Raw genomic sequence first — 26295 nt, forward strand, 5'->3', positions numbered from 1 at the left:
GCTCGGCGGGGACGTCCCCCGTTGGCCCGGGCCGAGGTCGACCTGTGGCAGGCCGACGCCGACGGCTACTACTCGGGCTTCGCCCCGCACGTGCCCGACGGCAACCTGCGCGGCGTCGTCGTGACCAACGCGGAGGGCCGGTTCGAGATCGACACGATCCAGCCGGCGCCGTACCAGATCCCGCACGACGGTCCCACCGGTCAGCTGATCGAGGCGGCCGGCTGGCACCCGTGGCGCCCGGCGCACCTGCACATCCAGGTGCGTGCCGACGGGCATCGGCCGATCACGACCCAGCTCTACTTCGCCGGTGGCGAGTGGCTCGACTCCGACGTCGCCGAGGCGGTCAAGCCCGAGCTGGTCATCGACCCGCAGGACGACGGCACGGGCACCCGCCGCAGCACCTACGACTTCGAGCTGGAGCCCCAGCCCGAGGCCTGACCCAACGTCCCGGTGGCCGGTGATCTCCTCATCGCGCCGGCCACCGGGTCTCCACGTCCGGAGTCCCTCATGTCCCTCCCCGCCTTCCTCGGCTGGCCCCCTGCCGGCACCTTCACCACTGGCTCGGCCGTCACCGTCGGCGTCTTCGACGGCTTCCACCGCGGTCACGAGGCGCTCGTACGCCGCACCGTCGGGCACGCCCGCCGGCTGGGTGTCCCAGCGGTGCTGGTCACCTTCAGCCCGCACCCGTTGAAGGTCCTCGCACCCGGTGCGGCTCCCCGTCAGCTGATGTCCGTCGACGACCGGGTGGCCCACGCGCTGTCGCTCGGGATCGACACGGTCGTCGTCCTGCCCTTCACGATCGAGCTGTCCGTCCAGCCCGCGGCGGACTTCGTGGCCGACGGGCTCGTGGCGGCGCTGGATGTCCGGCAGCTCGTCGTGGGCGACAACTTCCGGTGCGGTCGGGGAGGAGAGGGCGACGTGGCTCGGCTCACCGAGCTCGGGCGCAGCCACGGCTTCGGCGTCGAGGCGGTGGACCTGGTCGAGGCCGCCGGTCAGCGCTGCTCCTCCACGGAGGTCCGACGCCGGCTGGCCTGCGGCGACGTCGCGGGTGCCCGCGAGCTGCTCGGTCGTGACGACCGACGCGTGCTGGCGCGGACCTGAGGATGCCTACGGTGGCCCCATGACCCGCGACCGCACAGTCTTCGCCGCCGACGATCCCGACGTCCGGATCTATCCGCTGCTCACGGCCACCGTCGTGCCGCGGCCGATCGCCTGGATCTCCAGCCGCTCGGCCACCGGGGTCGGCAACCTCGCGCCGCACTCCTTCTTCACGGTCGCCGCCGCGGACCCGCCGATCGTGCAGTTCACCTCGGTGGGCGACAAGGACACGCTGCGCAACGTGCGTGAGACCGGGGAGTTCGTCGTCAACCTCGCCTCAGCGCCGATGGTCGACTCGATCAACGCGTCCAGTGCCCGCTTCGACCCCCTGGTGGACGAGGCGGAGGCGCTCGGCGTCCGGCTCGAACCCAGCGTGCGGGTGTCGGTGCCGCGCGTCGCCGACGCCCCCGCGTCCATCGAGTGCCGGCTCCACTCCATGATCGAGCTCGGCGACTCGACGGTCGTGCTCGGCGCCGTGCTCGCGGTCACCGTCCTGAGCTCCGCTCTCGCCGCCGACGGGCTCCCGGACATCGCCGAACTGCGGCCGGTGTCGCGTCTCGGTCGCAACGAGTGGGGCCACCCGCCCGAGGTGTTCAAGCTCGACCGCCCCGCCGGGCCGGCAGGGTCCGTAACGTAGGGAGCATGTCCAACCGTCTCGCCGTCGCCACATCGCCGTACCTGCTCCAACATGCCGACAACCCGGTCGACTGGTGGGAGTGGAGCCCGGAGGCGTTCGAGGAGGCGCGTCGCCGCAACGTGCCGATCCTGCTGAGCGTCGGGTACGCCGCCTGCCATGCCACGTCAAGAACGGTGCGCTCCGGATTTGGTCTGAAATCATAAAACCGCAGGTCAGGCGCCCTATTTCGGTTCGCGTTGGTTCGCCGCGGATCGCCGTTTGACACCGATTTCGGGGCTTCGTGCATCACTTTGCCCCCATCACTGGTCACCCAGTGGCACGGCGAAACCCCGGCGATGTGGCCCGTGGCCAGTGATCGTTTCGGGGTCTTCGCCCATGATTCTAGGACCTGTCTTCGATGACGTCACGGTCCGAGACAGCCGATCGGTATGACATGGACGCCGTCCTCCCGGAGGCCACCCGCTCCGGTGCTGGTGATGACGCCAAGACAGGCGGGCTCGCCATGCCGCGACGTATCCACCTTAGCCTTGAACCGAAGTAGGGCTGCCGCCGCATCGTCGACGGCATCCGGACTGAGTTTGACCTCGAAGGCTCCCCACTTGTTGGGTCCGACGCTGACGATCGCGTCGACCTCGTGGCCATCGGCGTCTCGCCAGGATTCGACGCGCGCGTCGAGAGGCTGGGCATAGATCCGAAGGTCACGGATGACAAGGGCTTCGTAGTGGAGTCCCAGTCCGTTGAAGTCATGCCTGAGGTCACTGGTGCCGAGTCCGAGGGCGGCGGGCCCGAGCGACGGGTCGATGAAGTAGCGGACTGGCGCGGTGCGCAGTCGGGCACGGGAGCGCATGTGGGGCAGCCAGGCGGGGGAGTTGTCGAGAAGGTGGAGTCGCTCCAGGGCCGTGAGATAGGCGGTCAGAGTTTCCTTGGCGATGGGCCCGTCTTCGCCGCCGACGTCTTTCGCGAGCTCGACGGCCTTCGTGGCCTGTGCGACGGATCGCCCGAGTGACTCCAGGAGCCGACGGAGGTTGGAGGGGTCACGACGGGAGCCGAGCTTCTGGATGTCGACCTCGACGATGTTGGTGAGGTAGTCGCGCAGCCAGCGTCGGGCACCGGTTTCGTCGGCGTCGATGAGTTCTGGCCAACCGCCGATCACGATGCGCTTGAGGAGTTCGTCGAACGTGAGGTGGGTGCCGAGGCCTGTCTGCCGATCGCCCGCGATGAGCTTGGCCAGCGACATCTCGCCGTTCGAGTGCCCGGATTCGAAGAGGCTCATGGGGCGCATCTTCATCACTGAGAAGCGCCCGGCTCCGGAGTGCCGCGAGGCATCGTCGGTCGGGGTCGCCGATCCGGTGAGGATGAAGAGGCCCTTGCCTTCGCGGTCGTCCACCTGCCGGCGGACCTTGTTCCAGATCGCCGGCTCGACCTGCCACTCGTCGAACAGGATCGGCGTCGGGTTGTCGAAGAGGCGTTCCGGCGCAAGCGTCATCAAGCGACGTGCTGCCTGGTCCTCATCGAGGCGGATAACAGTTTCGGCGTGCTGGGTCGCCGTCGCGGTCTTACCGCAGGCCTTTGGGCCTTCGATCAGGACCGCTCCGATGTAGCCGAGTCGTTCGACGAGCTCGCGGTCAGCAATGCGCTGGAGATAACCTGCCATGCAGGTAGTCTACCGTTTGCGGAAGATGGAGTCGACTGTTTGCGGATTGCTCGATCGACCTTTTGCGGAGATCGAATCTGAACTTCTGCGGAGTCTGGCACACCGCCTCTGGCGGGAGAAGGTGTCGCGTTGCGAGCTAAACACATCGAACACGACAACTTCGTGACAGCGCGAGATCTGACGCCGACGAGGAAGATCGGGCGGGCTGCGCGGTAGAGAGGGTGCAGTCACGCGGAGCGCGCCAGCGCGGGCGACCTGTCCAGCGGGCTGTTGGACGAATGCCGTGGATCAGCCAGCGCGCCGTCGTCGCTTGGCCTGGGGGAGCAGGTCGGCAACGGTCCCCTCCTTCGGCCCTCCTCAACCTCCGGGCGGCGGGCCTGTGCGGCCGTTGAGGAGGCGCGTCAGCGCCGTCACGAAACCCCGCACCCCCAGCGTGGCAGTCTTGGGGGCATGCCGAATCGTCTGGCGGCCGCGACATCGCCGTACCTCCTCCAACATGCCTCCAATCCAGTCGACTGGTGGGAGTGGAGCCCGGAGGCGTTCGAGGAGGCGCGTCGCCGCAACGTGCCGATCCTGCTGAGCGTCGGCTACGCCGCCTGCCACTGGTGCCACGTGATGGCGCACGAGTCCTTCGAGGACCAGGCGACGGCCGACTACCTCAACGAGCACTACGTCAGCATCAAGGTCGACCGGGAGGAACGACCCGACGTCGACGCGATCTACATGCAGGCGACCACCGCCATGACCGGCCACGGCGGCTGGCCGATGACGTGCGTGCTCGACCACGAGGGCAGCCCGTTCTTCGCGGGGACCTACTTCCCGCCGCAGCCGCGGCACGGCCAGCCCGCCTTCAGCCAGGTCCTGCAGGGGCTCAGCGAGGCGTGGGTCGACCGCGGCCACGACGTCGCGCGGGTCGCGGCCAACCTGCGCGAGCACCTGAACCAGCAGGCTGCTCTCGTCGCCGGGTCGGTCGACCGCGAGGTCCTCGACAAGGCCGTCACCCGGCTCAGGACCGAGTTCGACACCGCCAACGGCGGCTTCGGTGGAGCGCCGAAGTTCCCGCCGTCGATGGTCCTGGAGTTCCTGGTGCGACACGGCTCCAGCGACGCCCTGGCGATGGTGGACGCCACCCTGGAGGCGATGGCCCGTGGCGGCATCCACGACCAGCTCGGCGGCGGCTTCGCGCGCTATGCCGTCGACGCCGGGTGGGTGGTGCCGCACTTCGAGAAGATGCTCTACGACAACGCCCTGCTGCTGCGCGTCTGCGCGGATCGTCGTACGCCGATGGCCGCCTGGGCAGGGGAGGGGATCGCCGACTTCCTGCTCCGCGAGCTGCGCACCGACGAGGGCGGCTTCGCCTCCGCGCTCGACGCGGACAGTGAGGGAGTCGAGGGGAAGTTCTACGCCTGGACGCCGGCCCAGCTGCTCGAGGTGCTCGGGGCAGAGGACGGTGCCTGGGCCGCCGAGGTGTTCACGGTGACCGAGACCGGCACCTTCGAGCACGGCGCCTCGACGCTGCAGCTTTTGCGCGACCCCGACGACCTCGACCGCTGGATCGACGTCCGCGCCCGGCTGCTGGCCGCGCGCGCCGAGCGCGTGCGTCCCGAGCGCGACGACAAGGTCGTGGCTGCCTGGAACGGGCTCGCCATCAGCGGGCTGACTCGACTCGCGGCCTGGCTGGACGAGCAGCGCTACCTCGACGCCGCCGTCGCCGCGGGCGAGCTGCTGCTGGAGGTCCACGTGGTCGACGGCCGGCTGCGACGGGTCTCGCGCGACGGCGTGGTGGGGACGCCGGCAGGCGTGCTGGAGGACTACGGCGCCGTCGCCGCCGGCTTCCTGGACCTGCTGCAGGCGACCGGGGATCCTCGCTGGCTGCGGGCTGCCACGTCTCTCCTCGACACCGCGCTCGAGCACTTCCGCGCCGACGACGGCGGGTTCTTCGACACCGCCGACGACGCGGAACAGCTGGTCGCGCGCCCGCGCGATCCGAGCGACAACGCCTCCCCGAGCGGGCTCTCCGCGCTGCTGCACGCGCTGGTCGCCTCCTCCGCGGTGACCGGCGACCTGCGGCACCGCGAGGCAGCGGAGGGCGCGCTGGCGACGGTGCACGCGCTCGCCGTGCGCACTCCGAGGTTCGCCGGTTGGTCCCTCGCCGCGGCCGCCGCGATGCTCGACGGTCCACACGAGATCGCGGTCGTCGGGCCGGCCGGCGCCGATCGGGACATGCTGGTGAGCGTCGCTCGCGCCCACCCGACCGCGGTGGTCGTGGTCGCGGACGGGGCCGACGAGGAGATCCCGCTGCTCGCCGGTCGCGGGCCGGTCGACGGCAACCCTGCGGCGTACGTCTGCCGGCACCACGTCTGCGCGGCTCCCGTCACCGAGGTGCAAGACCTGCAAGACGCGCTCGGCTAGCTCCGTTGTCGGTCATCGGTGCCAGAGTGTTCGCATGCGACTCGGGACCGCGATGACGACGAAGACAGTGCAGACCCAGCCACGCCGTTTCTACGACGGCGGGGTGCTGGCGATCGGTGACCGGATCGGGTTGCCACCCGACCCCGACGCCGATCCCCGGATCGTGCTGGAGCGACACCTGGAGGCCGACCTCGAGATCTTCAGCCTGGAGCGGCGCATCGCCTACCGCGACCGGCACCTCGGGGAGATCCTGGTGCCGTCGTCGCCCGAGTTCCGCACCGACCTGACCTCCACGCCCGCCCTGTTCACGTGGCTGGTGCCGAAGACCGGCGCCCACCTGCCGGCGGCGCTGGTGCACGACGCCCTGGTCGCGGGGGGTGGCGGCGACCCGTCCTACACCTCGACACAGGGCCACGACATCGATCGCGTCGAGGCGGACCGGGTGTTCCGCGACGCCATGGCCGACACCGGCACCGGCGTCGTGCGGCGCTGGATCGTCTGGGCGGCCGTCGCGGCCGCGACGATCTTCGTGAAGGGCGGACTGCCCTGGTCACCACTGGCCCGCTGGGCCCACCGCGTCGGTGCAGGCGCGTCGCTGGCGGTGATCGTCTACCTCGGCTACTGCGCGACCGGTGACCTCGTCGACCAGCGCTGGCCGCTGACCCTGCCGCTGCCGTGGATGGGGGAGCGGGCGTGGTGGCTGGAGGTCGTCGGCGGGCTCGTCGGCGCGATCGTCATCCCGCTGGCGCTGAGCCTGCTGTGGGGCAGGTTCCTGCGGGCCGGGGTGATCAGCTGCGTGATGCTGGCCGTGCTGCTCCACGTGACCGTGGGCCTGGCCGCGATCTCGCTGACCTACCTCGCGCTCGAGCGGCTCGCCCGTCGGGCGCCGTTGCTGGCGCGGCTGCTCGCGGTGGTGGTCGCGGTGTCCGCGATCGTGCTGTTCGTGTGGCTGAGCCTCGGGTGAACCTCGGCTGCGGCGCTCAGCGCAGGGAGTAGGTCGCCAGCGAGACGCCGACGTAGTGGGTCACGAAGGCCAGGATGGTGAAGGTGTGGAAGACCTCGTGGAAGCCGAACCATTGCGGCCACGGGTTGGGTCGCTTGGTGCCGTAGACGACCCCGCCGATCGTGTAGAGCGCGCCGCCGGCGGCGACGAGGGCGATCACGGCGGTGCCCATGGTGGCGCCGTAGCGAGCGCTGGCGCCGCTGACGAAGTCACCGAAGAAGAAGACCGGGGCCCAGCCGAGCGCCATGTAGATGGGGGCCGAGAGCCAGCGCGGTGCGCCCTTCCAGAAGACCTTCATGAACACGCCGGAGATCGCGCCGCCCCAGACGATCGCGAGCAACACCCAGCGGTCGCTGCCGTCGAGCAGCAGCAGCCCGAACGGCGTGCAGGACCCGGCGATCAGCAAGAAGATGTTGGAGTGGTCGAAGCGTTTGAGCCGCGAGTGCACGGTGGGTGACCAGGTGCCGCGGTGATAGACGGCCGAGACCGTGAACAGCACGATCGCGGTCGCGGCGAAGACGCCCGAACCGATGCGGGTGGTGGCGTCGGGGGAGAGCACGACGAGCACGATCCCCGCGGCCAGGGCCAGCGGGGCGGTGCCGAGGTGCAGCCAGCCCCGCAGACGCGGCTTGACGTCGGCAATGACCTCTTCGACGCGCTCGGAGAGCTCGTCGAACCGGTCGCGCAGGATGTCGTTCATGCACCCAACTTACGACAGGGTAGGTAGTGAGTCACGTCAACGGGACTGACCTCACGTGACGTCGTGGTCCGGCGCGCCGTCCTCGTCCTCGTCGTCGGCGTCCTCGTCACGGGTGAAGAACGAGAAGGCTCCGTCGGTCTCCAGCACGCACAGCTCGATGTCGCTCAGCCGCCGGATGCCCCGCTGACGAGCGGCCTCGTGGATGTCATCGATGGTCATCCGCTCGCCGCGCAGTGTCTCAAGCAGGGGCTCGCCGTCGCGGACCACGATGCGCGGCCGACCGGCCAGCCATGGCCGGAAGCTCGGCACGTGCAGACCGATGGAGTTCAGTGCCATGCCGGCCAGGGCGAAGGTCGCCACAGCGATCAGCGCGGCGGTCACGGAGTAGTCCTCCTGGACGATGCCCTGGCTCACGAGGTCGCCCACGGTGATGAGCAGGATCATGTCGAAGGCGGAGAGCTGGGCGACCTCGCGCTTGCCGCCCACCCGGACGACGAGCCACAGGAAGGCGAAGATCACGAGTGACCTGATCAAGATGTCCATCAGGGCATCCTCCAGACGGTGAACGACGCGCCGACGACCGGTTGGTCGTCGACCAGCACGCTCAGGCCGCAGTCGTCGATCGCGCCGAACTGACCGGGTGCGACGCGTGCGTCCAGGCTGATCTCGAGCACGTCGCCGGTGGGCGGCGGGTCGAACTCGTAGATCACCCACGGTGGCTGGCTGGTCTCGGCTGCCGGGTTGGGATACCAGTTCTGGAAGTCGAGGTCGTGGAAGAGCTCGTCGCACAGGCGCAGCTGGACCGTGTCGCCGAAGCCGGCCAGTGCCTCCACCGTGATGCGGAGGGGGGCCGGTTGGCCGGCGCGGGTCACCTGCGGGAACTCGGCCCGGAGCTCGTAGCCGCCGGCCGCGGCTGACGTCTCGCCGGTGCGGGGGCCGAGGAGGTCGAGACCCGCCAGGACCACGATGAGCAGCAGCACCCCGGTGCCGACGCGTCTGGCCCAGACCGCATACCGCCTGGGCGGTGTCGTCCGCAGCTCCGAAGTGGTCTCGTCCCGCGTTGTCGTCTCGCCTGCCACCTCGCCACCATAGGGCCCGGCTACCATCGGCGGGTGGCGAAATTGAGGGACGCAGTGCGTCGGGTGCTCTACCCGGCCTACGAGCACCGCGTGGTGAAGTTCCTCCCCGCCGACCGCATCCCCCAGCACATCGGCGTGATGCTCGACGGCAACCGGCGCTGGGCCAAGGCCGTCGGCCTCGACACGGCCGGCGGCTACCAGGCCGGAGCCGACAACATCTTCCCGCTGCTCGGCTGGTGCGAGGAGGTCGGCGTCAAGGTCGTCACCTTGTGGCTGCTCTCCAGCGACAACCTCACCAACCGGCCCCCGGAGCAGATGGCGGGGCTGCTCGGCATCATCGAGGGCGCGGTCGAGTCGCTGGCCGCCCAGCGCAAGTGGCGCATCCACCCGGTCGGCGCGCTCGACCTGCTGCCCGCCGGCACCGCTGAGAAGCTCAAGGCCGCCGAGGACGCCACCCGCGACATCGACGGCATCCTGGTCAACATCGCCGTGGGCTACGGCGGTCGCCGCGAGATCGCCGACGCGGTCCGTTCGCTGCTGGTGGAGCACGCCGCCCGCGGCACCACCCTCGAGGAGCTCGCCGACGTCATCGACGTCGAGCACATCGCCGACCACCTCTACACCAAGGGCCAGCCCGACCCCGACCTCGTCATCCGCACCTCCGGCGAGCAGCGGCTCGGCGGCTTCCTGCTCTGGCAGAGCGCCCACTCGGAGTTCTACTTCTGCGAGGCGCTGTGGCCCGACTTCCGCCGGGTCGACTTCCTGCGCGCGATCCGTGCCTACGCCGAGCGCGAGCGTCGCTTCGGCTCCTGATCACCCGTCCGGGTGGGGCGCGCCCAGCGCCGTACGACGTCACGAGCCGTTCACCCCGCGTTCTGGCGTGTCGCTGGGGAATGGCTTGCGGGCGGGCGTAGTTTTTCAGGTATCGGCGGGTGGGGAAGCCTGCTGTATCGGAGGCCAGTTCGTGAGTAGTCGCGACTCAACGCAGCACATCGGCTCACCGCCGCACCGGGTGACGTCGTGCTCGTGGAGAGGCCGGCACTCCGGCCTTCTGACCCCCCGATCCGAGTGGTGAGCTCGGGCGGGCGAGAGTGTGCGCGCCGTCCGGTGAGGGGTAGTCCACAGTGGCCTCCAACGCTACGAAGAACCGCACCTATGTCCTCGACACCAGCGTCCTGCTGGCCGACCCCGGCGCCCTGAAGAGGTTCGCCGAGCACGAAGTCGTGCTGCCGGTCGTCGTCATCACCGAGCTCGAGGGCAAACGGCACCACCCCGAGCTGGGCTTCTTCGCCCGATCGGCCCTGCGGATGCTCGACGAGCTGCGTGTCGAGCACGGTCGTCTCGACGCGCCGGTCCCGGTCGGCGACGAGGGCGGCACGGTCCGCGTCGAGCTCAACCACACCGACTCCGCCTCGCTCCCGTCGGGCTTCCGGCTGGGCGACAACGACACCCGGATCCTGGCGGTGGCTCGCAACCTCGCCAACGAGGGACACGAGGTCACGCTCGTGTCCAAGGACCTGCCGCTGCGGATCAAGGCATCGGCGGTCGGGCTCGACGCGCAGGAATACCGCGCCGAGGCGATCAGCGACTCCGACACCGGCTACACCGGCATGTCCGAGATCGACGTGACCTCCGGCGAGCTCGACGAGCTCTACGAGGACGGCGTGCTCGACCTCGAGGCGGCGCGCGACCTGCCGTGCCACAACGGCCTGGTCCTGCTCTCCGATCGGGGCACGGCGCTGGGGCGCATCGGCCCCGACAAGCAGGTGCACCTCGTGCGCGGTGACCGGGAGGCCTTCGGCATCCACGGCCGCTCCGCCGAGCAGCGGATCGCCCTCGAGATGCTGCTCGACCCCGAGGTCGGCATCGTCTCGCTCGGGGGTCGCGCCGGCACCGGCAAGTCCGCGCTCGCGCTGTGTGCCGGGCTCGAAGCGGTGATGGAGCGTCGCCAGCACAAGAAGGTCGTCGTGTTCCGTCCGCTGTTCGCCGTCGGCGGCCAGGAGCTCGGCTACCTTCCCGGCTCGGAGTCGGAGAAGATGAGCCCCTGGGGCCAGGCGGTCTTCGACACGCTCGGCGCGCTCACCACGCCCGAGGTGATCGACGAGGTGATGGACCGCGGCATGCTCGAGGTGCTGCCGCTGACCCACATTCGCGGCCGCTCCCTGCACGACGCGTTCGTGATCGTCGACGAGGCCCAGTCGCTCGAGCGCAACGTCCTGCTGACCGTGCTCTCGCGGATCGGCGCCAACTCCAAGGTCGTGCTGACCCACGACGTCGCGCAGCGCGACAACCTCCGGGTCGGTCGCCACGACGGCATCGTGGCGGTGATCGACAAGCTCAAGGGCCACCCGCTCTTCGCGCACGTCACCCTGACCCGCTCGGAGCGTTCGCAGATCGCGGCGCTGGTGACCGAGATGCTGGAGAACGTCCACCTGTGATCTGTGCCGCCCCGCCCGGAACTGTTCCGGGCGGGGCGGTCCGACCAGATGAGGCCACGGTGGCTTGTGTGACTCCTGGGGCGAATGAGGCCTGATTCTTTTCGCGTTCGGTTTGCGTGCCCCTGATTCGTCCTGCATGGTTACCGAGATCGTTTTGTGACATTTCCGCGTCAGCCCCCCCGCCTCGGCGATGTCATCTCTCGGGAGCGGTCATTGCTCTGCGCAATGCCATCCGTCGTCGACCCGTGAGACATCCCCTGTGACGAAGCCTGACAAGTACGTCCCCAAGCACCTCGCTCCCGGCAAGCACAAGGCACTCAGGACCGCCCCCCAGCGGGCGCTGCGCAACTCGGTCGTCCTCACCGGTGTCGCCGCCGTGGCCACCGGACTCGTCGTCTCCAACGGTGTGCTCAGCACGCCGGCAGGTACGGCGACCAGCGACCTCGCAGCGGCGGCGGTCAAGGGCACCGGGTCGGTGCAGGCTGCCGACACGCTCGAGCGCCGCGAGGCCAGCGGGCCGGTGTCCCGCTCCGATCGCCGCGGCAGCACCGACGCCCGCAAGGTCGCCGCGCTCTCGGCCGGCAACGGCCCGGCGATCACCCGCACCGAGGACCTCTCGACCGGCGACCCGCGCGACATCGCGCGTGCCCTGCTGCCGGAGTTCGGCTTCGACGCGTCGCAGTTCGACTGCCTGGACTCGCTCTACATGAGCGAGTCGGGCTGGCGCATCGACGCCGACAACCCGACCTCGTCGGCCTACGGCATCCCGCAGGCGCTCACCCAGCTCCACGAGCTGCCCGCCGACTACATGACCTCGGCGGAGTCACAGATCCGCTGGGGCCTGGGCTACATCCAGGACACCTACGGCACCCCGTGCAACGCCTGGTCGTTCAAGGCCGGCAACAACTGGTACTGAAGCCCGCGCTGACTGACGAGCAGCAGCGCCCGCGCCGCGGCTGAGGCACTTCTGTTTCAACTGCAGGCAGTTCGCGTGGACGTATGAGCGACTGAGCGTGAGCCTTGTCCGTGCCAGCGCGAACTGCCTTCAAGTGGTGCAGGGTCAGCGGGCCTCGAACACCGTGACGTGCCCGGCGTACTCCCGCTCGCCCTCGAAGGGCGGCAGCACCAGGCCCTCGTCGAACGAGTCGAGATAGGCCTGGGCGGCGGCGTGGTCACCGAAGACGGCGCGCGTCTCGAGGTCGTGGCGGCGGACGTCGCCGAAGCGGCGACCGAGGACGAACTCGCCCGTCTCGCTGCTGAACTGGGTGATCGCGGGCTTGCCGCCGGCCGCACGCAGCAGGTCGGCGATGTGGTCGTTGCCGTTGGTGACGGCCACGAACGTGCCGCCCGGTCGCAGCACCCGGCGGACCTCGTTGAGGGCGCGGTCGAGGTCGCGGACGTGGTAGAGCATCCAGCCGGCGTAGACGACGTCGAAGGACGCGTCGTCGAACGGCAGGTAGCAGATGTCGGCCTGGCGGGCATCGACACCACGCGCGGCGGTGAGCTCGACGAAGCGCTCGGAGAAGTCGGTCGCGACCAGCGTGACGCCCGGCAGCGCGTTGATCCGCTCGGCCATGGCGCCGGTGCCGCAGCCGACCTCGAGGACGTCGGCGTCGCCGACGAGCGCGCGGTCGATCGCGTTGAGCGCCTCGTTGACCGGGTCGAGCCCCTCGGCGGTGGGCTGCCAGACTGAGCGACGGGTCTCGAGGTTGTCCTCGGAGGCGTACTGCTCGCGGACGTAGTCCGGATCGTTCATCTGGCTCATGGTCGAGTCATCCGTTCCACGTCGAGGGCTGCGTCGAGCTGCTGCTCGGTGAGGTCGCCGCGATCGACGTACCCCATCGCGAGGACCGTATCCCGGATCGTGGCTCCGTCCTTCAATGCCTGCTTCGCCACCTTGGCGGCCTCCTCGTAGCCGAGGTGCTTGTTCAGCGGGGTGACGACGCTCGGGGAGGACTCGGCGTAGGCGCGCATGCGGTCGGCGTCGGCGGTGATGCCGTCGATGCAGCGCCCGGCGAGCAGTGTGGTGGAGGTCGACAGGAGCCGGATCGACTCGAGCAGGTTGCGGGCGATCACCGGCATCTGCACGTTGAGCTCGAAGTTGCCGCTCGCCCCCGCCCACGCCACGGCCGCGTCGTTGCCGACCACCTGGGCGCAGACCATCAGCGTCGCCTCGGGCAGCACGGGGTTGACCTTGCCCGGCATGATGCTCGAGCCCGGCTGGAGGTCGGGCAGGTGGATCTCGGCGAGCCCGGTCGTCGGGCCGGAGGAGAGCCAGCGCAGGTCGTTGCAGATCTTGGTGAGGCCGACTGCGATGGTCCGCAGCACGCCGGACAGCTCGACGAGCGAGTCGCGGGTGCCCTGCGCCTCGAAGTGGTTGCGCGCCTCGGTGAACTCCTGCCCGGTGTCGGCGGACAGCGCGGAGATCACGGCCGCCGCGAAGCCGGGAGGGGTGTTGATGCCGGTGCCGACGGCGGTGCCGCCCAGGGGCAGCTCACGCACGCGGGGGAGTACGGCGCCGAGCCGCTCGGCGGCGTACGACACCGTTGCGGCGTAGCCGCCGAACTCCTGACCGAGCATGACCGGGGTCGCGTCCATCAGGTGGGTGCGCCCGGCCTTGACCAGCCCGGCGAACTCCTCGGCCTTCGCCGACAACGACGCCTCGAGGGTCGCCAGCGCGGGCAGCAGGTCCTCGACGACCGCGAGGGTGGCGGCGACGTGGATCGCGGTGGGGAAGGTGTCGTTGGAGGACTGCGAGGCGTTGACGTGGTCGTTGGGATGGACGTCGCCGGCGAGCGAGGCGAGGACCTCGTTCATGTTCATGTTGGAGCTGGTGCCCGACCCGGTCTGGAAGACGTCGAGCGGGAAGGCGTCGAGGTGCTCGCCGGCCGCGACCCCGCTCGCGGCGCCGGCGATGGCGGCGCCCTGCTCGGCGGTGATGACGCCCAGGTCGGCGTTGACACCTGCCGCCGCGCCCTTCACCAGCGCGAGCGCCCGGACCAAGCGCGGCTCGAGGACGGTCCCGCTGATCGGGAAGTTTTCGATCGCCCGCTGCGTCTGGGCCCGCCACAGTGCGTCGGCCGGGACCTCGATGTCGCCGAGGGAGTCGTGTTCGGTGCGCGTCTTGCTCATGGCACCGACGCTACTCCCGACGTCAGCCGACCGAATGACGCTCAGCCGATGCGACCCGCCGGCCACCCTTGCGAGCGGCGCAGGGGATGCGTCGCCATGGTCAAGCAGGGCACAGCCGGGGCAGGGCTGGCGCCTGGGTTGAGGCAGTCGACGGGTCGCATGCGGTAGTGCTCCCACGGTTTCACTCGACGCACAGGCGGGGAGGCCTGGAGGTCAGGTGCAGCACGCCGAGGGTTGTTGGGGGGATGTGCTTGCCACCACTGTGACGAGTCCTCTTGACGGGTGTCAAGGGTTCCGGGGCGCCAGGGTCGAACATCCCCCACCTGGCCTACGCTGTTGATCATGACCCCCACGGCCGCGACGGTGCGACGCACCCGCGAGCAGAAGGTCGACGCGCGACGCGACCAGCTCGCGGAGTCGGCACTCGTGACGCTCGGTGAGCGGGGCTAAGCCAGGACCTCCCTGCGGGAGATCGCCCAGAACTCGCCCTTCTCCCACGGCGTCCTGCACTACTACTTCGAGAACAAGTTCGAGCTGATCACCTACTGCGTGCGCTACTACAAGGCGCAGTGCGTGACTCGCTACGACGAGCTCGTGGCCACCTCGACGACGCCCGACGAGCTGCGCCTGCGCTTCGCCGACAAGCTCGTCGAGACGCTCACCGACGAGTCGCACATGCACCGGCTCTGGTACGACCTGCGCACGCAGGCAATGTTCGAGGAGGCGCTGCGTGAGGCAGTGCTGGAGATCGACCAGTCCCTCGAGCTGATGGTGTGGCAGGTCGTCGCGCGCTTCGCCGAGCTGTCCGGTGCCACCCCGCTGCTCGACTCCGCCACGACGTACGCCCTGCTCGACGGCGTCTTCGAGCGGGCCCTCCTCGAGCACCTCACCGGCACGGGCACCGCGCTGCCGACGCTGCACGACCGGGCCTACAGCCTGCTGCCGTCCTTGATCTCGGACAGCTGACCTCGTCCTAGCGGCGAGCCACGTAGAGGTAGTAGGTCTCCGGGCGGTCCTGGAGCAGCACGTCATGCGGCTGCTCGTCGACCTCGTCGAAGACGGCGCGCATCGCGCTGTGCAGCTCCGGAGCCGCCGCGGCCGACCAGATCACGAGGGCGCCCTCGGGGTTGAGCAGGTCACGACACCGGGCGAGGAAGGGCTCCTCGTAGACGCGGACGTTGTCCTCGTGGACGAGGTAGCCCGGGCCGTTGTCGACGTCGAGCAGGATCAGGTCGTACGTCGACCGCGCCTCGGCTATCGCCATCAGGATGTCGGCATTGACGATCCTGACCCGCTGGTCGGCGAGGATGGCCGGTCCGTGCGGGACGGTGCCGTCACGCATCCACCCGACGAGAACCTCCTCGATCTCCACGACCATCACCCGCTCCACGCGCGGGTCGGCCAGGACGCGCCGGGTGGTGAAGCCCAGTCCGAGCCCGCCCACCACGACGTCGCGCGGTCGCGGCACGACGTCCAGGGCTGCGGCGGCGAGCTCGATCTCGGTGCCGGTCTCCTGGGTGTCCATCACGAAGACGCCGTTGACCCGCAGCTCGATCACGTCGGCCGCGAGCGCGGACCTGTGCCGCCGCAGCACCACCTCACCGCGCGGGGTCTCCGCCCGCGCGATCTCCACGATGTCGCCCTCGCTGCGCATGCCGTCCATCCAAACACCGTCGCCCGGGGATGTGGGTCGCCGGGCGTCCGAGGGGTGGTCGCAACGGTGAGAACACGTGGAACACCTCGCTCGCAGGTGTGACGGAGATTACGCTCGCGCCAGTCCAGCATCCCGAGGAGATCCCATGAGCACCCCCGTCACCGTCTGCGCGGCCTTCCAGCAGACAGCCCTCATCGACCCGGACGCCGTCGCGATCCGCACCGTGGGCGACACGGTCACCATCACCTGGCGCGACTACGCCGCCCGCGTCCGGAGCATCGCGGCCGGCCTGTCGGCGATCGGGCTCGGGCGCGGCGACACCGTTGCCATCATGCTCACCAACCGGCCCGAGTTCGCCCTGGTCGACTGTGGCGCGATGCACCTCGGCGCGATCGCCTTCTCGGTCTACAACACCTCGTCCCCCGAGCAGCTGAACTACCTGTTCGACAACGCCGATGCCACGGTGGTCGTGACCGAGACCGCCTTCCTCCCCACCGTGCTCGCGTCCGGCATCGAGTTCGAGCACGTGGTCGTCGTCGACGGCAAGCCGGAGGGCGCGACCCTCTCGCTCGAGGAGCTCGAGGCGCAGGGCAGCACCGAGTTCGACTTCGAGGCCGCATGGCAGGCCGTGCAGCCCGAGGACATCCTGACCCTGATCTACACGTCAGGCACGACCGGACCGCCCAAGGGCGTCCAGCTCTCGCACCACAACATCATCGCGCTCTCGGACTCCGCGATGCAGGTCGTGGACGTGAAGTTCGGCGACCGGATCACCTCGTTCCTGCCGTCGGCCCACATCGCGGACCGCGCCTCCGCGCAGTACTTCCAGGCCCTGCGCGGAGTCCAGGTCACCCATGTCGCCGACCCGCGCACGGTCGCGGCTGCCCTGCCCGACTGCAAGCCGACGATCTGGTTCGCCGTCCCGCGGGTGTGGGAGAAGATCAAGATGGGTGTCGAGGCCAAGATGGCCGCAGAGACCAGCCCGGTCAAGAAGGCGCTGGGTGGCTGGGCGATGGGGCTGGCCGCCAAGAACGGTCAGGCGAAGCTCGCCGGCAAGAGCCTGGGCCCGCTCGACGCCCTCCAGCTCGGGCTCGCCGACAAGCTGGTGCTGGGCAAGGTCCGAGACGCCCTCGGCATGGGCGAGCTCAAGTGGGCCTGGTCCGGCGCCGCCGCGATCGCCCCCGAGACGCTGACCTTCTTCATGGGCCTCAACCTCAACGTGTGCGAGCTCTGGGGGATGTCGGAGATGGCGGGCGCCGGGACGGTCAACCCGCCCGGCAAGGTCAAGGTCGGCACCGTCGGCCCCGCGCTCCCCGGGACCGAGATCAAGCTGGCCGACGACGGCGAGATCCTGTTCCGCGGTCCCGGCAACATGCTCGGCTACCGCAAGGAGCCGGAGAAGACCCGGGAGTGCATCGACGCCGAGGGCTGGCTCCACACCGGCGACGTGGGCACGATCGACGCCGACGGCTACGTCACGATCACCGACCGCAAGAAGGAGATCATCATCAATGCGGCCGGCAAGAACATGTCGCCGTCCAACATCGAGAACACCCTCAAGGTGACCACGCCGCTCGCGGCGACGATCACGGTGATCGGGGACGCCAAGCCCTACAACGTGGCGCTGGTGACGCTCGACCCCGACGCGGCCGCGGCGTACGCCGAGAAGGCGGGAGTCGCCGCCGACCCGGCCACCCTGGCCAAGGACGCCGGTCTCGTGGCGGCGATCCAGGCCGGCTTCGACGCGGGCAACGCCAAGCTGTCGCGCGTCGAGCAGGTCAAGAAGTTCACCGTCCTCGGCGAGTACTGGCTGCCCGGCAGCGAGGTCCTCACCCCGACCCTGAAGCTGCGCCGCAAGCCGATCTCGCAGAAGTACGCCGAGGCGATCGAGGAGCTCTACTCCTAGCCCCACGTCGGACCTCCCGGCGGACGTCCGACGACCCGGTCGCCGGATCGTCGGACGTCGAGCGGGGTCAGTCGAAGATCTCGCTGAGCCAGCTCTCCTTCTTCTTGCGATAGGGCTGCTGGCTCGCCTGGGCATAGCGCTGGTCCTGCTGCATGCGGCGCTGGTCGCGTTCATGCTCGTACGACGACGGCGCCGGTGCGGCAGGAGCCGCCGGGGCCGCGGGCGCGGGCTGGGTGACTGAGCGTTCGATGATCTTGTCGAGCTCGCCGCGATCGAGCCACACGCCACGGCACTCGGGGCAGTAGTCGATCTCGATCCCGCCGCGCTCGCTCATGGTCAGGGTGTTTCCGTCGGTGGGGCACTTCATCAGTTGTCCTCCTGGGGTTCCCCAGTCCAACGGCCGGCCCCGGGGCATCGTTCCGCGACCTCGGCCGGGCGGGGGAGGGGCGTCCGCGGATTTGGATACGGCGACGCCCCTGCCGTTATGGTTGAAACATCAACCATTGCGGTGAACCACGCCGTACGAAAGGAACTCACATGCTTCTCGGAAACAACCTTCCCGCCCCGGTGCGCGACGTCGCCCTCCTCCTGGCCCGCGTCGTGCTCGGCACCGTCTTCATCGCCCACGGCTGGCAGAAGTTCAACGAGTTCGGCCTCGCCGGCACCGGGGAGGCCTTCGAGGCGATGGGCGTGCCGGTCCCGCAGGCGGCGGCCGTGTTCGCCGCGACCGTCGAGCTCGTCGGGGGCGCGCTCCTCCTGCTCGGCCTGCTGACCCCGCTCGCCGCTGCGTTCCTCGTGATCGACATGCTCGGAGCGTTCGTGACGGTGCACCGCTCGGCCGGTGTGTTCGTGACCGCCAACGGCTGGGAGCTCGTCGCTGCGCTGGGCGCCGGCGCGCTGCTCATCGGCGCGGTCGGTCCCGGGCGCTACGCCCTGGACGCGCTGCTGACGCGCGGTGGCGTGACGGAGCGGGCCGAGGCGGAGACCGTCTCCCGCTGATCGATGTCTCGGGGGTCCTCGTCCTACTCCGCGGAGCGGACGCGGATCCCCGAGATCGGCACGTTGACCGCACCGGACGGGTCGGTGAAGAAGTCGTTGCCCTTGTCGTCGACGACGATGAAGGCCGGGAAGTCCTCGACCTCGATCTTCCAGACGGCCTCCATGCCGAGCTCCTCGTACTCCAGCACCGACACCGAGGTGATGCAGTCCTGGGCGAGGCGGGCGGCGGGGCCGCCGATGGAGCCGAGGTAGAACCCGCCGTGCGAGCCGCACGCCTCGGTGACCTGCTTCGAGCGGTTGCCCTTGGCGAGCATCACCTTCGAGCCACCCGCGGCCTGGAACTGCTCGACGTACGAATCCATCCGTCCGGCCGTGGTCGGGCCGAACGACCCCGACGCCATGCCGGTCGGCGTCTTGGCCGGGCCGGCGTAGTAGACCGGGTGGTCGCGCAGGTAGGACGGCATCTCCTCGCCCGCGTCGAGGCGCTCCTTGATCTTGGCGTGCGCGATGTCGCGCGCGACGACGAGCGGGCCGGTCAGCGAGAGCCGCGTCTTGACGGGGTGCTTGCTGAGCTCGGCCAGGATCTCGTCCATCGGCTGGTTCAGGTCGATCTTCACGACCTCGCCGGAGGCGATCTCCTCCGAGACTCCCGCGGAAGGCATGTAGTGGGCGGGGTCGGTCTCGAGCTGCTCGAGGAAGACGCCCTCCGCCGTGATCTTGCCGAGCGCCTGCCGGTCGGCCGAGCAGGAGACGGCGATCGCGACGGGCAGCGAGGCGCCGTGGCGGGGGAGGCGGACGACGCGCACGTCGTGGCAGAAGTACTTCCCGCCGAACTGCGCGCCGATGCCGAAGGACTGAGTCAGCTTGAAGACCTCCTCCTCGAGCTCGAGGTCCCTGAAGCCATGAGCCGCCATCGAGCCCGCGGTGGGCAGGTCGTCGAGGTAGTGCGCCGAGGCGTACTTCGCGGTCTTCAGCGCATATTCCGCGCTCGTGCCGCCGATGACGACGGCGAGGTGGTACGGCGGGCACGCGGCCGTGCCGAGGGAGCGGATCTTCTCGTCGAGGAAGGCCAGCATCCGCTCGGGGTTGAGGATCGCCTTGGTCTCCTGGAAGAGGAACGACTTGTTGGCCGAGCCGCCGCCCTTGGCCATGAAGAGGAACTTGTACTCCGGCCCCTTCGGACCCTGCTCCATCGAGTAGAGCTCGACCTGCGCCGGCAGGTTGGTGCCGGTGTTCTTCTCCTCGTAGGTCGTCAGCGGCGACAGCTGGGAGTAGCGCAGGTTGAGCTTCGTGTAGGCGTCCTTGACGCCGGCGCTGATCGCCTCGGCGTCGTTGATGCCGGTGAGCACGCCCTCGGACTTCTTGCCCATCACGATCGCGGTGCCGGTGTCCTGGCACATCGGCAGCACGCCGCCGGCGGAGATGTTGACGTTCTTGAGCAGGTCGAGCGCGACGAAGCGGTCGTTGCCGCTGGACTCCGGGTCGTCGATGATCTTGCGGAGCTGCGCGAGGTGCGCGGGGCGCAGGTAGTGGCTGATGTCGTGCATCGCCTCGGCGGTGAGCCGCCGGATCGCCTCCGGGTCGACCTTGAGGAACGTCTGTCCTTCGGCCTCGAACGTGGACACGCCCTCGGTCGTGACCAGCCTGTACGGCGTCTCGTCGGTGCCGTTCGATCCGTGGGTCGGCAGCAGGTCGGCGTAGGGGGTTTCAGCGTCGCTCACGGGCACTGAGACTACGCCGCCCCGAGGTCGAGGCGGCACGCAGCCCGATCGGCGAGCAGTCGACTCTGCTAGCGTCGGACACGTCCCCACGGGAGCTCGCGGCAGCGGGCTGAGAGGGAGCTGAATTCCGCTCCGACCGTTACACCTGATCCGGGTAATGCCGGCGAAGGAAGCGATCCGATGCTGTCCCGTTCCTCCCTGCCCCGCATTTTCGCGCTGGTCTCTGCAGCCGACGACCTCGACCTGCTCGAGGGCCTCGCCGCCGCTGGTGTCACTGGCTTCCAGGTCCGCGACAAGGACGCCACCACGCGCGAGCTGGTCGAGCTGACCCGGCTGGTGCTCGCCGCCGTGCGTCCGGCCGGCGCGACGGTCGTCGTCGACGACCGGCTCGACGTCGCGCTCGCCACCGGCGCCGACGGCGTGCACCTCGGGGCCGACGACCTGGCCGTCGCCGACGCCCGCCGACTCGCGCCCGATCTCCTGATCGGGGCGACCTGTCGCGACCGCGGCGCCGTCGAGCGGGCCGCCGCCGACGGCGCCAGCTATGCCGGCTTCGGCCCGGTCTTCGCCACCACCTCGAAGGCCGGACTGCCGGCCCCCCTGGGTCCCGACGCGATCAGGAGTGTCACGGGGGCACTTCCACTGGTCGCGATCGGTGGGGTCGACGCCGTGGGTGCCCGGGCTGCGCGAGCAGCGGGTGCCCACGGCGTCGCCGTGATCGGCTCGATCTGGCGACATCACGATCCCTTGGCAGCCGCGAAGGAGCTCGTGACGGCGGTCGGCTGATGCGTGTGCACGTCCTGGGGGCCGGCATCGTCGGGCTCGCCTGCGCCGTCGAGCTCGTCGAGCGCGGCCACGACGTCACGGTCGTCGACCGGGCCCCCGGCTCGGGCGCCAGCCACGCCGCGGCTGGCATGCTCTCGCCGGCGGGCGAGGCTTGGCACGGCGAGTCCGCCCTGCACGCCCTGGCCGTCGCCTCCGCGGGGTTGTGGTCGCCGTACGCCGCTGGGCTGGGCGTGCCCCTGCACGACTCCGGCACGCTGCTGGTCGGCATCGACGCCGGTGACCGCCAGGAGGTCGAGCGCCAGGCCGAGCTCCTCGCCACCCACGGCGAGCAGGTCGAGGTGCTCGACGGCCGCGCGGCCCGGGCCCTCGAGCCGTCCCTCGGTCGCGTCACTGCCGCCGCGGTGCTGGCGCACGACCGCGCGGTCGACCCCCGCGCCGTCGTCGCGGCGCTGCTCGCCGCGCTCGGGCCGCGGGTGGTCGCGCAGCGCCCCATCGTCGGCCCCGATGCGACGGTGATCGCCACCGGCGCGCGGTTGCCGGCGCCGTACGCGCACCTGGTGCGGGGCGTGCGCGGTGAGATCCTGCGGCTGCGCGGCGACGTCGGCCTGACGCGCGTGCTGCGCGGCTGGGTGCGCGGCGAGCCGGTCTATCTCGTGCCGCGCGCCGACGGGGAGTTGGTCGTCGGCGCCACGTCCGAGGAGCACGACGGTCCGCCGGTGGTCACCGCCGGTGGCGTACGGCGCCTGCTGGATGCCGCGACGGAGCTGGTGCCGGGCCTCGACCGGGCCGAGCTGTGCGAGGCGCTCGCCCGCGACCGGCCGGGGACACCGGACAACCGGCCGCTCGTCGGCCCGACGGGCGACGACGGGATCTTCCTGGCGGCCGGCCACTTCCGCCACGGCGTGCTGCTCGCGCCGCTGACTGCGCGGCTGCTCGCCGACGCGGTCGAGGGCGCCGCGCCCGACCCCCTGCTCGACCCCCGCCGCTTCTCACTCCTGGAGGACAGATGCTGATCACCGTCAACGGGTCGGCCGTCGAGACCGCCGCCCACACCGTCGCCCTGCTGCTGGGCGACCTGCCGCCCGGCCACGCGGTTGCCGTGAACGACGAGGTCGTGCCGCGCTCGGCGCACCTCACCCATCCCGTCACCGAGGGCGACCGGGTCGAGGTCGTCGAGGCGGTGGCCGGCGGATGAGCGACCTCGTGATCGCGGGGGAGACGCTGGCGTCCCGGCTCTTCCTCGGCACCGGCGGGCTACCGCGGCCCGACCTCGTGCGTCCCGTGCTCGAGGCTGCGCGACCGTCGTTGGTCACCGTCAGCATGCGGCGGACCTCGACCAGCGCACCGGGCGGACTGCTGGGCATCCTGCGCGACGTCGGCGCCCGCGTGCTGCCCAACACCGCCGGCTGCCTGTCGGCCGGGGAGGCGGTCCACACCGCCCGGCTGGCGCGCGAGGCGCTCGGCACCACCTGGGTCAAGCTCGAGGTGATCGGCGACGAGCGCACCCTGATGCCCGACGGGCTCGAGCTGCTCGAGGCGGCGACGACGCTCGTGGCCGAGGGCTTCGTCGTGCTGCCCTACGCGCCTGCCGACCCGGTCCTGGCGCGGCGCCTCGTCGACGTCGGGTGCGCCGCGGTGATGCCGCTGGGCTCGCCGATCGGCTCCGGCCTCGGAGTGCTCGATCCGCACGCGATCGAGGCCGTGGTGGCCGCTGTCGACGTGCCGGTCGTGCTCGACGCCGGCATCGGCACCGCCTCCGATGCAGCCCTCGCCATGGAGCTCGGCTGCGCGGCCGTCCTCGCCGCGAGCGCCGTCACCCGCGCCGAGGACCCCGTCGCGATGGCGCTCGCGCTGCGCCTCGCCGTCGAGGCCGGCACGGCTGCCCGTCGGGCCGGCCGCATCCCGCGCCGAGCGGCCGCGAGGTCGGCGAGCCCGCTGGTGGGGAGGGTCTCGTGATCCCGCGCCTGGTGCTGCTGACCGACCGCTCCCAGCTCACGCTCGGGCGGGGCCTGATCCGGACCGTCCGCGAGTGCGCCGCGGCCGGGCTCGAGTGGGTCGTGGTCCGCGAGCACGACCTGCCACCGCCGGCCCGCGCCGCTCTCGTCGCCGAGCTGGCGACCATCGAGGGCCTCACGGTGATCTCGTCGCGGATCGCCGACGACTCCGCACACGGCCTCCACCTCGCCGCCGACCAGCCGGTGCCGCGCGAGAGCCTGTGGGGAAGGTCCTGCCACAGCCACGACGAAGTCAGCCGCGCGGCGGACCAGGGTGCCTCGTGGGCCACGCTGTCGCCGTACGCCGCCAGCGGGAGCAAGCCCGGGTCGCGGACCCTCCTCGCGGCCGGCGACCTCGTCGACCACCCGGTCCCGGTGCTGGCCCTGAGCGGGATCGGCCCGCACAACGCGGCTGCCGCCGTCGCGGCCGGCGCCCACGGTGTCGCGGTGATGGGTGCGGTGATGCGCGCCGCCGAGCCTGCCGCCGTCGTCGCCGACCTGCGGGCGGTGCTGCGATGACGACGCCGCCCGTGGTCCTCACGATCGCCGGCACCGACTCCGGGGGAGCGGCCGGCATCGCGGCCGACCTTGCCACGATCGGACACCTCGGGTGTCACGGCGCCTGCGTCGTCACGGCCGTCACCGCGCAGAACACCGGTGGGGTGCACGCCGTGCACAGGGTGCCGATCCAGGTGGTCGACGCCCAGATCAGCGCCGTGCTCGACGACCTTCCGGTGACGGCCGTGAAGACGGGCATGCTCGGCACGCCGGCCGTGGTCGCGCTCGTCGCGGACCGGCTCGGCCATCTGCCGCTGGTCGTCGACCCGGTGCTGGTCGCGACCAGCGGGGCGGTCCTCGGCGACCGGTCCGTGGTGGAGGCCTACGTCGACCGGCTGTTGCCGCGCGCCCTGGTGGCGACCCCCAACCTCGACGAGGCCCGCGCCCTCACCGGCCGCGACGACCCGCCGTCCGACCTCGCCGCCCGGCTGGCCGACCTCGGCTGCGCGGTCGTGCTGACAGGTGGGCCCGAGTGGCGGCCGGGCCAGACGGCGGCGACCTGCACCGACTGGGTGTGCCTGCCCGGCGGACGGCCGGAGGCGCTCGCCCATCCCGCCGTCCCGACGACCGCCGACCACGGCACGGGGTGCACCTTCGCAAGCGCTCTGGCAGCCCTGCTCGCGGAGACACGCGGACATTGCCCCCACCCGGACGCAGGCTCCCCGCCTGTGGACCTCACCGCCGACGTACTGGTGTCCGCGTGTCTCCGCGCCGCGGCCTACGTCACCACCCAGCTCACCACCAGCAGCACCTGGCAGCTCGGCCGCGGACGCGGCCCGATCGCCCACACGCAAGCCCACCCCGAAGGAGAAACAAGATGACCGTCCACGACGCCCACACCCGCATGACCACCGGCGAGCTCGGCGTGCCGTTCACCCGCGTCGCGCTGACCAACGGCGAGACGTTCGACCGCTACTGCACCGAGGGCCCCGGCTCTGACCCGGAGGTCGGGCTGGCGCCGCTGCGCGAGGAGTGGATCATCGCCCGCGACGACACCGAGGACTACGACGGCCGCGAGACCCAGCTGCTCGACGACGGCCGCTCGGCGCTGCGCCGCGGCGCGGCTGCCGACCAGTGGCGCGGCATCGCGCGCCGCCCGCGCAAGGGCACCAACATCACCCAGATGCACTACGCCCGTGCGGGCGTGATCACCCGGGAGATGGAGTACGTCGCCGTGCGGGAGGGTTGCGACGTCGAGCTCGTGCGCAGCGAGGTCGCCGCCGGCCGCGCGATCATCCCCGCCAACGTCAACCACCCGGAGGCGGAGCCGATGATCATCGGCAAGCGCTTCCTGGTGAAGGTCAACGCCAACATCGGCAACAGCGCGGTCACCAGCTCCATCGCCGAGGAGGTCGACAAGCTGACGTGGGCGGTGACCTGGGGCGCCGACACGGTGATGGACCTGTCGACGGGCGAGGACATCCACACCACGCGCGAGTGGATCATGCGCAACTCCCCGGTCCCGATCGGCACGGTGCCGATCTACCAGGCCCTCGAGAAGGTCAACGGCGAGGCCGACCGGCTCACGTGGGAGATCTTCCGCGACACCGTCATCGAGCAGTGCGAGCAGGGCGTCGACTACATGACGATCCACGCCGGCGTGCTGCTGCGCTACGTCCCGATGACCGCCGACCGGATCACCGGCATCGTGTCGCGCGGCGGCTCGATCATGGCCGGCTGGTGCCTGGCCCACCACGAGGAGAACTTCCTCTACACGCACTTCGACGAGCTGTGCGAGATCTTCAAGCAGTACGACGTCAGCTTCAGCCTCGGCGACGGGCTGCGACCCGGCTGCACCGCGGACGCCAACGACGAGGCGCAGTTCTCCGAGCTGCGCACGCTGGCCGAGCTGACCGCACGGGCCTGGGAGCACGACGTGCAGGTGATGGTCGAGGGTCCCGGGCACGTGCCGCTCAACCTGGTCGAGGAGAACGTCGTCCTGCAGCAGGACTGGTGCCACGGCGCGCCGTTCTACACGCTCGGCCCGCTCGCGACCGACATCGCGCCCGGCTACGACCACATCACCAGCGCCATCGGCGCTGCCACGATCGCCATGCACGGCACCGCGATGCTCTGCTACGTCACGCCCAAGGAGCACCTCGGCCTGCCCGACCGCGACGACGTCAAGACCGGGGTGATCACCTACAAGCTCTCCGCGCACGCTGCCGACATCGCCAAGGGCCACCCGCGTGCCCGGGACTGGGACGACGCCTTGTCGAAGGCACGCTTCGAGTTCCGCTGGCGCGACCAGTTCGCGCTCTCGCTCGACCCGCACACCGCGGAGGCGTTCCACGACGAGACGCTGCCGGCCGACAACGCCAAGACGGCGCACTTCTGCTCGATGTGCGGGCCGAAGTTCTGCTCGATGAAGATCAGCCAGGACGTGCGCGAGCGCTTCGGCTCGACCCTGACGCCCGAGGTCGGGATGAAGGAGAAGTCGGCGGAGTTCGTCGAGCTGGGCGGCACTGTCTACGTGGAGCCGCAGCCGCGGGCATAGCGGAGGCGGGCGCGGCGTTGACCGGGT

28 protein-coding genes and 1 riboswitch are annotated in these 26295 nt (G+C 70.6%); of the genes, 19 read left to right on the top strand and 9 right to left on the bottom strand.

The features are described 5' to 3' along the window. Nucleotides 1-21 precede the first annotated feature (21 nt). From C9J87_RS02655 to C9J87_RS02670, 4 genes are all read left to right on the top strand, one after another. A complete protein-coding gene (locus tag C9J87_RS02655; RefSeq protein ID WP_107704659.1) occupies nt 22-438 on the top strand; it encodes a dioxygenase family protein in 417 nt (138 codons plus the stop codon). 69 nt (nt 439-507) lie between these two features. Beyond that, on the top strand, nt 508-1101 hold the full coding sequence (locus tag C9J87_RS02660; RefSeq protein WP_107704660.1) for an FAD synthetase family protein: 594 nt from the start codon (nt 508-510) through the stop codon (nt 1099-1101). Nucleotides 1102-1120: 19 nt separating this feature from the next. Then, the gene (locus C9J87_RS02665; protein WP_107704661.1) at nt 1121-1735 is read left to right on the top strand and encodes a flavin reductase family protein; all 615 of its coding nucleotides are present in this window, start codon (nt 1121-1123) and stop codon (nt 1733-1735) included. A gap of 5 nt (nt 1736-1740) precedes the next feature. After that, a complete protein-coding gene (locus C9J87_RS02670; RefSeq protein WP_084622766.1) occupies nt 1741-1938 on the top strand; it encodes a DUF255 domain-containing protein in 198 nt (65 codons plus the stop codon). A 200-nt stretch (nt 1939-2138) separates the two neighbouring features. Here the strand turns inward: C9J87_RS02670 and C9J87_RS02675 are convergent, their stop codons facing one another. Continuing rightward, nucleotides 2139-3389 (bottom strand): ATP-binding protein, encoded by a 1251-nt coding sequence (locus tag C9J87_RS02675; protein ID WP_010831587.1) that lies wholly within the window; start codon nt 3387-3389, stop codon nt 2139-2141. 450 nt (nt 3390-3839) lie between these two features. Here C9J87_RS02675 and C9J87_RS02680 point away from each other — a divergent pair, with 450 nt between their 5' ends. Together C9J87_RS02680 and C9J87_RS02685 are read left to right on the top strand one after the other, a co-directional pair. Next, nucleotides 3840-5801, top strand: coding sequence for a thioredoxin domain-containing protein (locus C9J87_RS02680; protein ID WP_107704662.1), 1962 nt, complete (start codon nt 3840-3842; stop codon nt 5799-5801). A gap of 34 nt (nt 5802-5835) precedes the next feature. Continuing rightward, complete coding sequence (locus C9J87_RS02685) at nt 5836-6765, top strand: DUF1353 domain-containing protein (RefSeq protein ID WP_107704663.1); 930 nt, start codon at nt 5836-5838, stop codon at nt 6763-6765. Nucleotides 6766-6781: 16 nt separating this feature from the next. On the opposite strand, the gene trhA is transcribed toward C9J87_RS02685, so the two are convergent. Genes trhA through C9J87_RS02700 form a run of 3 tightly spaced genes read right to left on the bottom strand, consistent with a single transcriptional unit; the run spans nt 6782 to nt 8583 of the window. Beyond that, nucleotides 6782-7504 carry a PAQR family membrane homeostasis protein TrhA gene (trhA, locus tag C9J87_RS02690; RefSeq protein WP_010831803.1) on the bottom strand — a complete coding sequence of 241 codons (723 nt, stop codon included), beginning with the start codon at nt 7502-7504 and terminating at the stop codon, nt 6782-6784. Nucleotides 7505-7555: 51 nt separating this feature from the next. Beyond that, nucleotides 7556-8047, bottom strand: coding sequence for a DUF421 domain-containing protein (locus C9J87_RS02695; protein ID WP_107704664.1), 492 nt, complete (start codon nt 8045-8047; stop codon nt 7556-7558). Next, complete coding sequence (locus tag C9J87_RS02700; protein WP_157953101.1) at nt 8047-8583, bottom strand: hypothetical protein; 537 nt, start codon at nt 8581-8583, stop codon at nt 8047-8049. Before C9J87_RS02700 ends, C9J87_RS02695 begins: the two co-directional genes overlap by 1 nt. Before the next feature lie 33 nt (nt 8584-8616). On the opposite strand from C9J87_RS02700, the gene C9J87_RS02705 reads away from it, so the two are divergent. From C9J87_RS02705 to C9J87_RS02715, 3 genes are all read left to right on the top strand, one after another. Further along, nucleotides 8617-9396: an isoprenyl transferase gene (locus tag C9J87_RS02705; protein ID WP_107704666.1), complete on the top strand. Its 780-nt coding sequence runs from the start codon at nt 8617-8619 to the stop codon at nt 9394-9396. Nucleotides 9397-9707: 311 nt separating this feature from the next. Beyond that, the gene (locus tag C9J87_RS02710; RefSeq protein WP_107704667.1) at nt 9708-11021 is read left to right on the top strand and encodes a PhoH family protein; all 1314 of its coding nucleotides are present in this window, start codon (nt 9708-9710) and stop codon (nt 11019-11021) included. Nucleotides 11022-11280: 259 nt separating this feature from the next. After that, nucleotides 11281-11937, top strand: coding sequence for an aggregation-promoting factor C-terminal-like domain-containing protein (locus C9J87_RS02715; RefSeq protein WP_010831807.1), 657 nt, complete (start codon nt 11281-11283; stop codon nt 11935-11937). Between the two features lie 144 nt (nt 11938-12081). Here the strand turns inward: C9J87_RS02715 and C9J87_RS02720 are convergent, their stop codons facing one another. Beyond that, nucleotides 12082-12786, bottom strand: a complete 705-nt coding sequence (locus C9J87_RS02720; protein ID WP_010831808.1) for a class I SAM-dependent methyltransferase — start codon at nt 12784-12786, stop codon at nt 12082-12084. Continuing rightward, the gene (locus tag C9J87_RS02725) at nt 12783-14153 is read right to left on the bottom strand and encodes a class II fumarate hydratase (RefSeq protein WP_010831809.1); all 1371 of its coding nucleotides are present in this window, start codon (nt 14151-14153) and stop codon (nt 12783-12785) included. Before C9J87_RS02725 ends, C9J87_RS02720 begins: the two co-directional genes overlap by 4 nt. A 573-nt stretch (nt 14154-14726) precedes the next feature. On the opposite strand from C9J87_RS02725, the gene C9J87_RS19885 reads away from it, so the two are divergent. Continuing rightward, complete coding sequence (locus tag C9J87_RS19885) at nt 14727-15119, top strand: hypothetical protein (RefSeq protein ID WP_198016942.1); 393 nt, start codon at nt 14727-14729, stop codon at nt 15117-15119. Nucleotides 15120-15126: 7 nt separating this feature from the next. Here C9J87_RS19885 and C9J87_RS02735 read toward each other — a convergent pair whose 3' ends face one another. Continuing rightward, nucleotides 15127-15807: a spermidine synthase gene (locus C9J87_RS02735; protein ID WP_107704740.1), complete on the bottom strand. Its 681-nt coding sequence runs from the start codon at nt 15805-15807 to the stop codon at nt 15127-15129. Nucleotides 15808-15952: 145 nt separating this feature from the next. Here C9J87_RS02735 and C9J87_RS02740 point away from each other — a divergent pair, with 145 nt between their 5' ends. Beyond that, complete coding sequence (locus C9J87_RS02740; protein ID WP_010831812.1) at nt 15953-17713, top strand: AMP-binding protein; 1761 nt, start codon at nt 15953-15955, stop codon at nt 17711-17713. Between the two features lie 67 nt (nt 17714-17780). On the opposite strand, the gene C9J87_RS02745 is transcribed toward C9J87_RS02740, so the two are convergent. Next, nucleotides 17781-18080 (bottom strand): TFIIB-type zinc ribbon-containing protein, encoded by a 300-nt coding sequence (locus C9J87_RS02745; RefSeq protein WP_036490124.1) that lies wholly within the window; start codon nt 18078-18080, stop codon nt 17781-17783. Nucleotides 18081-18250: 170 nt separating this feature from the next. On the opposite strand from C9J87_RS02745, the gene C9J87_RS02750 reads away from it, so the two are divergent. After that, nucleotides 18251-18712, top strand: a complete 462-nt coding sequence (locus tag C9J87_RS02750; RefSeq protein WP_010831814.1) for a DoxX family protein — start codon at nt 18251-18253, stop codon at nt 18710-18712. A 23-nt stretch (nt 18713-18735) separates the two neighbouring features. Here C9J87_RS02750 and C9J87_RS02755 read toward each other — a convergent pair whose 3' ends face one another. Beyond that, a complete protein-coding gene (locus tag C9J87_RS02755; RefSeq protein ID WP_036490125.1) occupies nt 18736-20439 on the bottom strand; it encodes a fumarate hydratase in 1704 nt (567 codons plus the stop codon). A gap of 72 nt (nt 20440-20511) precedes the next feature. Next, nucleotides 20512-20622: riboswitch (TPP riboswitch) on the top strand. Between C9J87_RS02755 and thiE the strand changes: the two genes are divergently transcribed. The 7 genes from thiE (at nt 20614) to thiC (ending at nt 26268) form a co-directional block, all read left to right on the top strand. Continuing rightward, the gene (thiE, locus tag C9J87_RS02760; protein WP_107704741.1) at nt 20614-21219 is read left to right on the top strand and encodes a thiamine phosphate synthase; all 606 of its coding nucleotides are present in this window, start codon (nt 20614-20616) and stop codon (nt 21217-21219) included. Its footprint overlaps the riboswitch before it by 9 nt. Next, a complete protein-coding gene (locus C9J87_RS02765; RefSeq protein ID WP_010831817.1) occupies nt 21219-22232 on the top strand; it encodes an FAD-dependent oxidoreductase in 1014 nt (337 codons plus the stop codon). The genes thiE and C9J87_RS02765 overlap by 1 nt, the downstream gene beginning before the upstream one ends. Beyond that, nucleotides 22226-22414 carry a sulfur carrier protein ThiS gene (thiS, locus tag C9J87_RS02770; protein ID WP_036490128.1) on the top strand — a complete coding sequence of 63 codons (189 nt, stop codon included), beginning with the start codon at nt 22226-22228 and terminating at the stop codon, nt 22412-22414. The genes C9J87_RS02765 and thiS overlap by 7 nt, the downstream gene beginning before the upstream one ends. Continuing rightward, a complete protein-coding gene (locus tag C9J87_RS02775; RefSeq protein WP_010831818.1) occupies nt 22411-23175 on the top strand; it encodes a thiazole synthase in 765 nt (254 codons plus the stop codon). The genes thiS and C9J87_RS02775 overlap by 4 nt, the downstream gene beginning before the upstream one ends. Beyond that, entirely contained in the window at nt 23172-23732 is a 561-nt protein-coding gene (locus tag C9J87_RS02780; protein WP_010831819.1) for a thiamine phosphate synthase, read from the top strand. The genes C9J87_RS02775 and C9J87_RS02780 overlap by 4 nt, the downstream gene beginning before the upstream one ends. Then, a complete protein-coding gene (thiD, locus tag C9J87_RS02785) occupies nt 23729-24592 on the top strand; it encodes a bifunctional hydroxymethylpyrimidine kinase/phosphomethylpyrimidine kinase (RefSeq protein WP_010831820.1) in 864 nt (287 codons plus the stop codon). The genes C9J87_RS02780 and thiD overlap by 4 nt, the downstream gene beginning before the upstream one ends. After that, nucleotides 24589-26268 (top strand): phosphomethylpyrimidine synthase ThiC, encoded by a 1680-nt coding sequence (gene thiC, locus C9J87_RS02790; protein ID WP_010831821.1) that lies wholly within the window; start codon nt 24589-24591, stop codon nt 26266-26268. Before thiD ends, thiC begins: the two co-directional genes overlap by 4 nt. Nucleotides 26269-26295 lie beyond the last annotated feature (27 nt).

Source organism: Nocardioides allogilvus (assembly GCF_003047285.1).
Classification (GTDB): Bacteria; Actinomycetota; Actinomycetes; order Propionibacteriales; family Nocardioidaceae; genus Nocardioides; species Nocardioides allogilvus.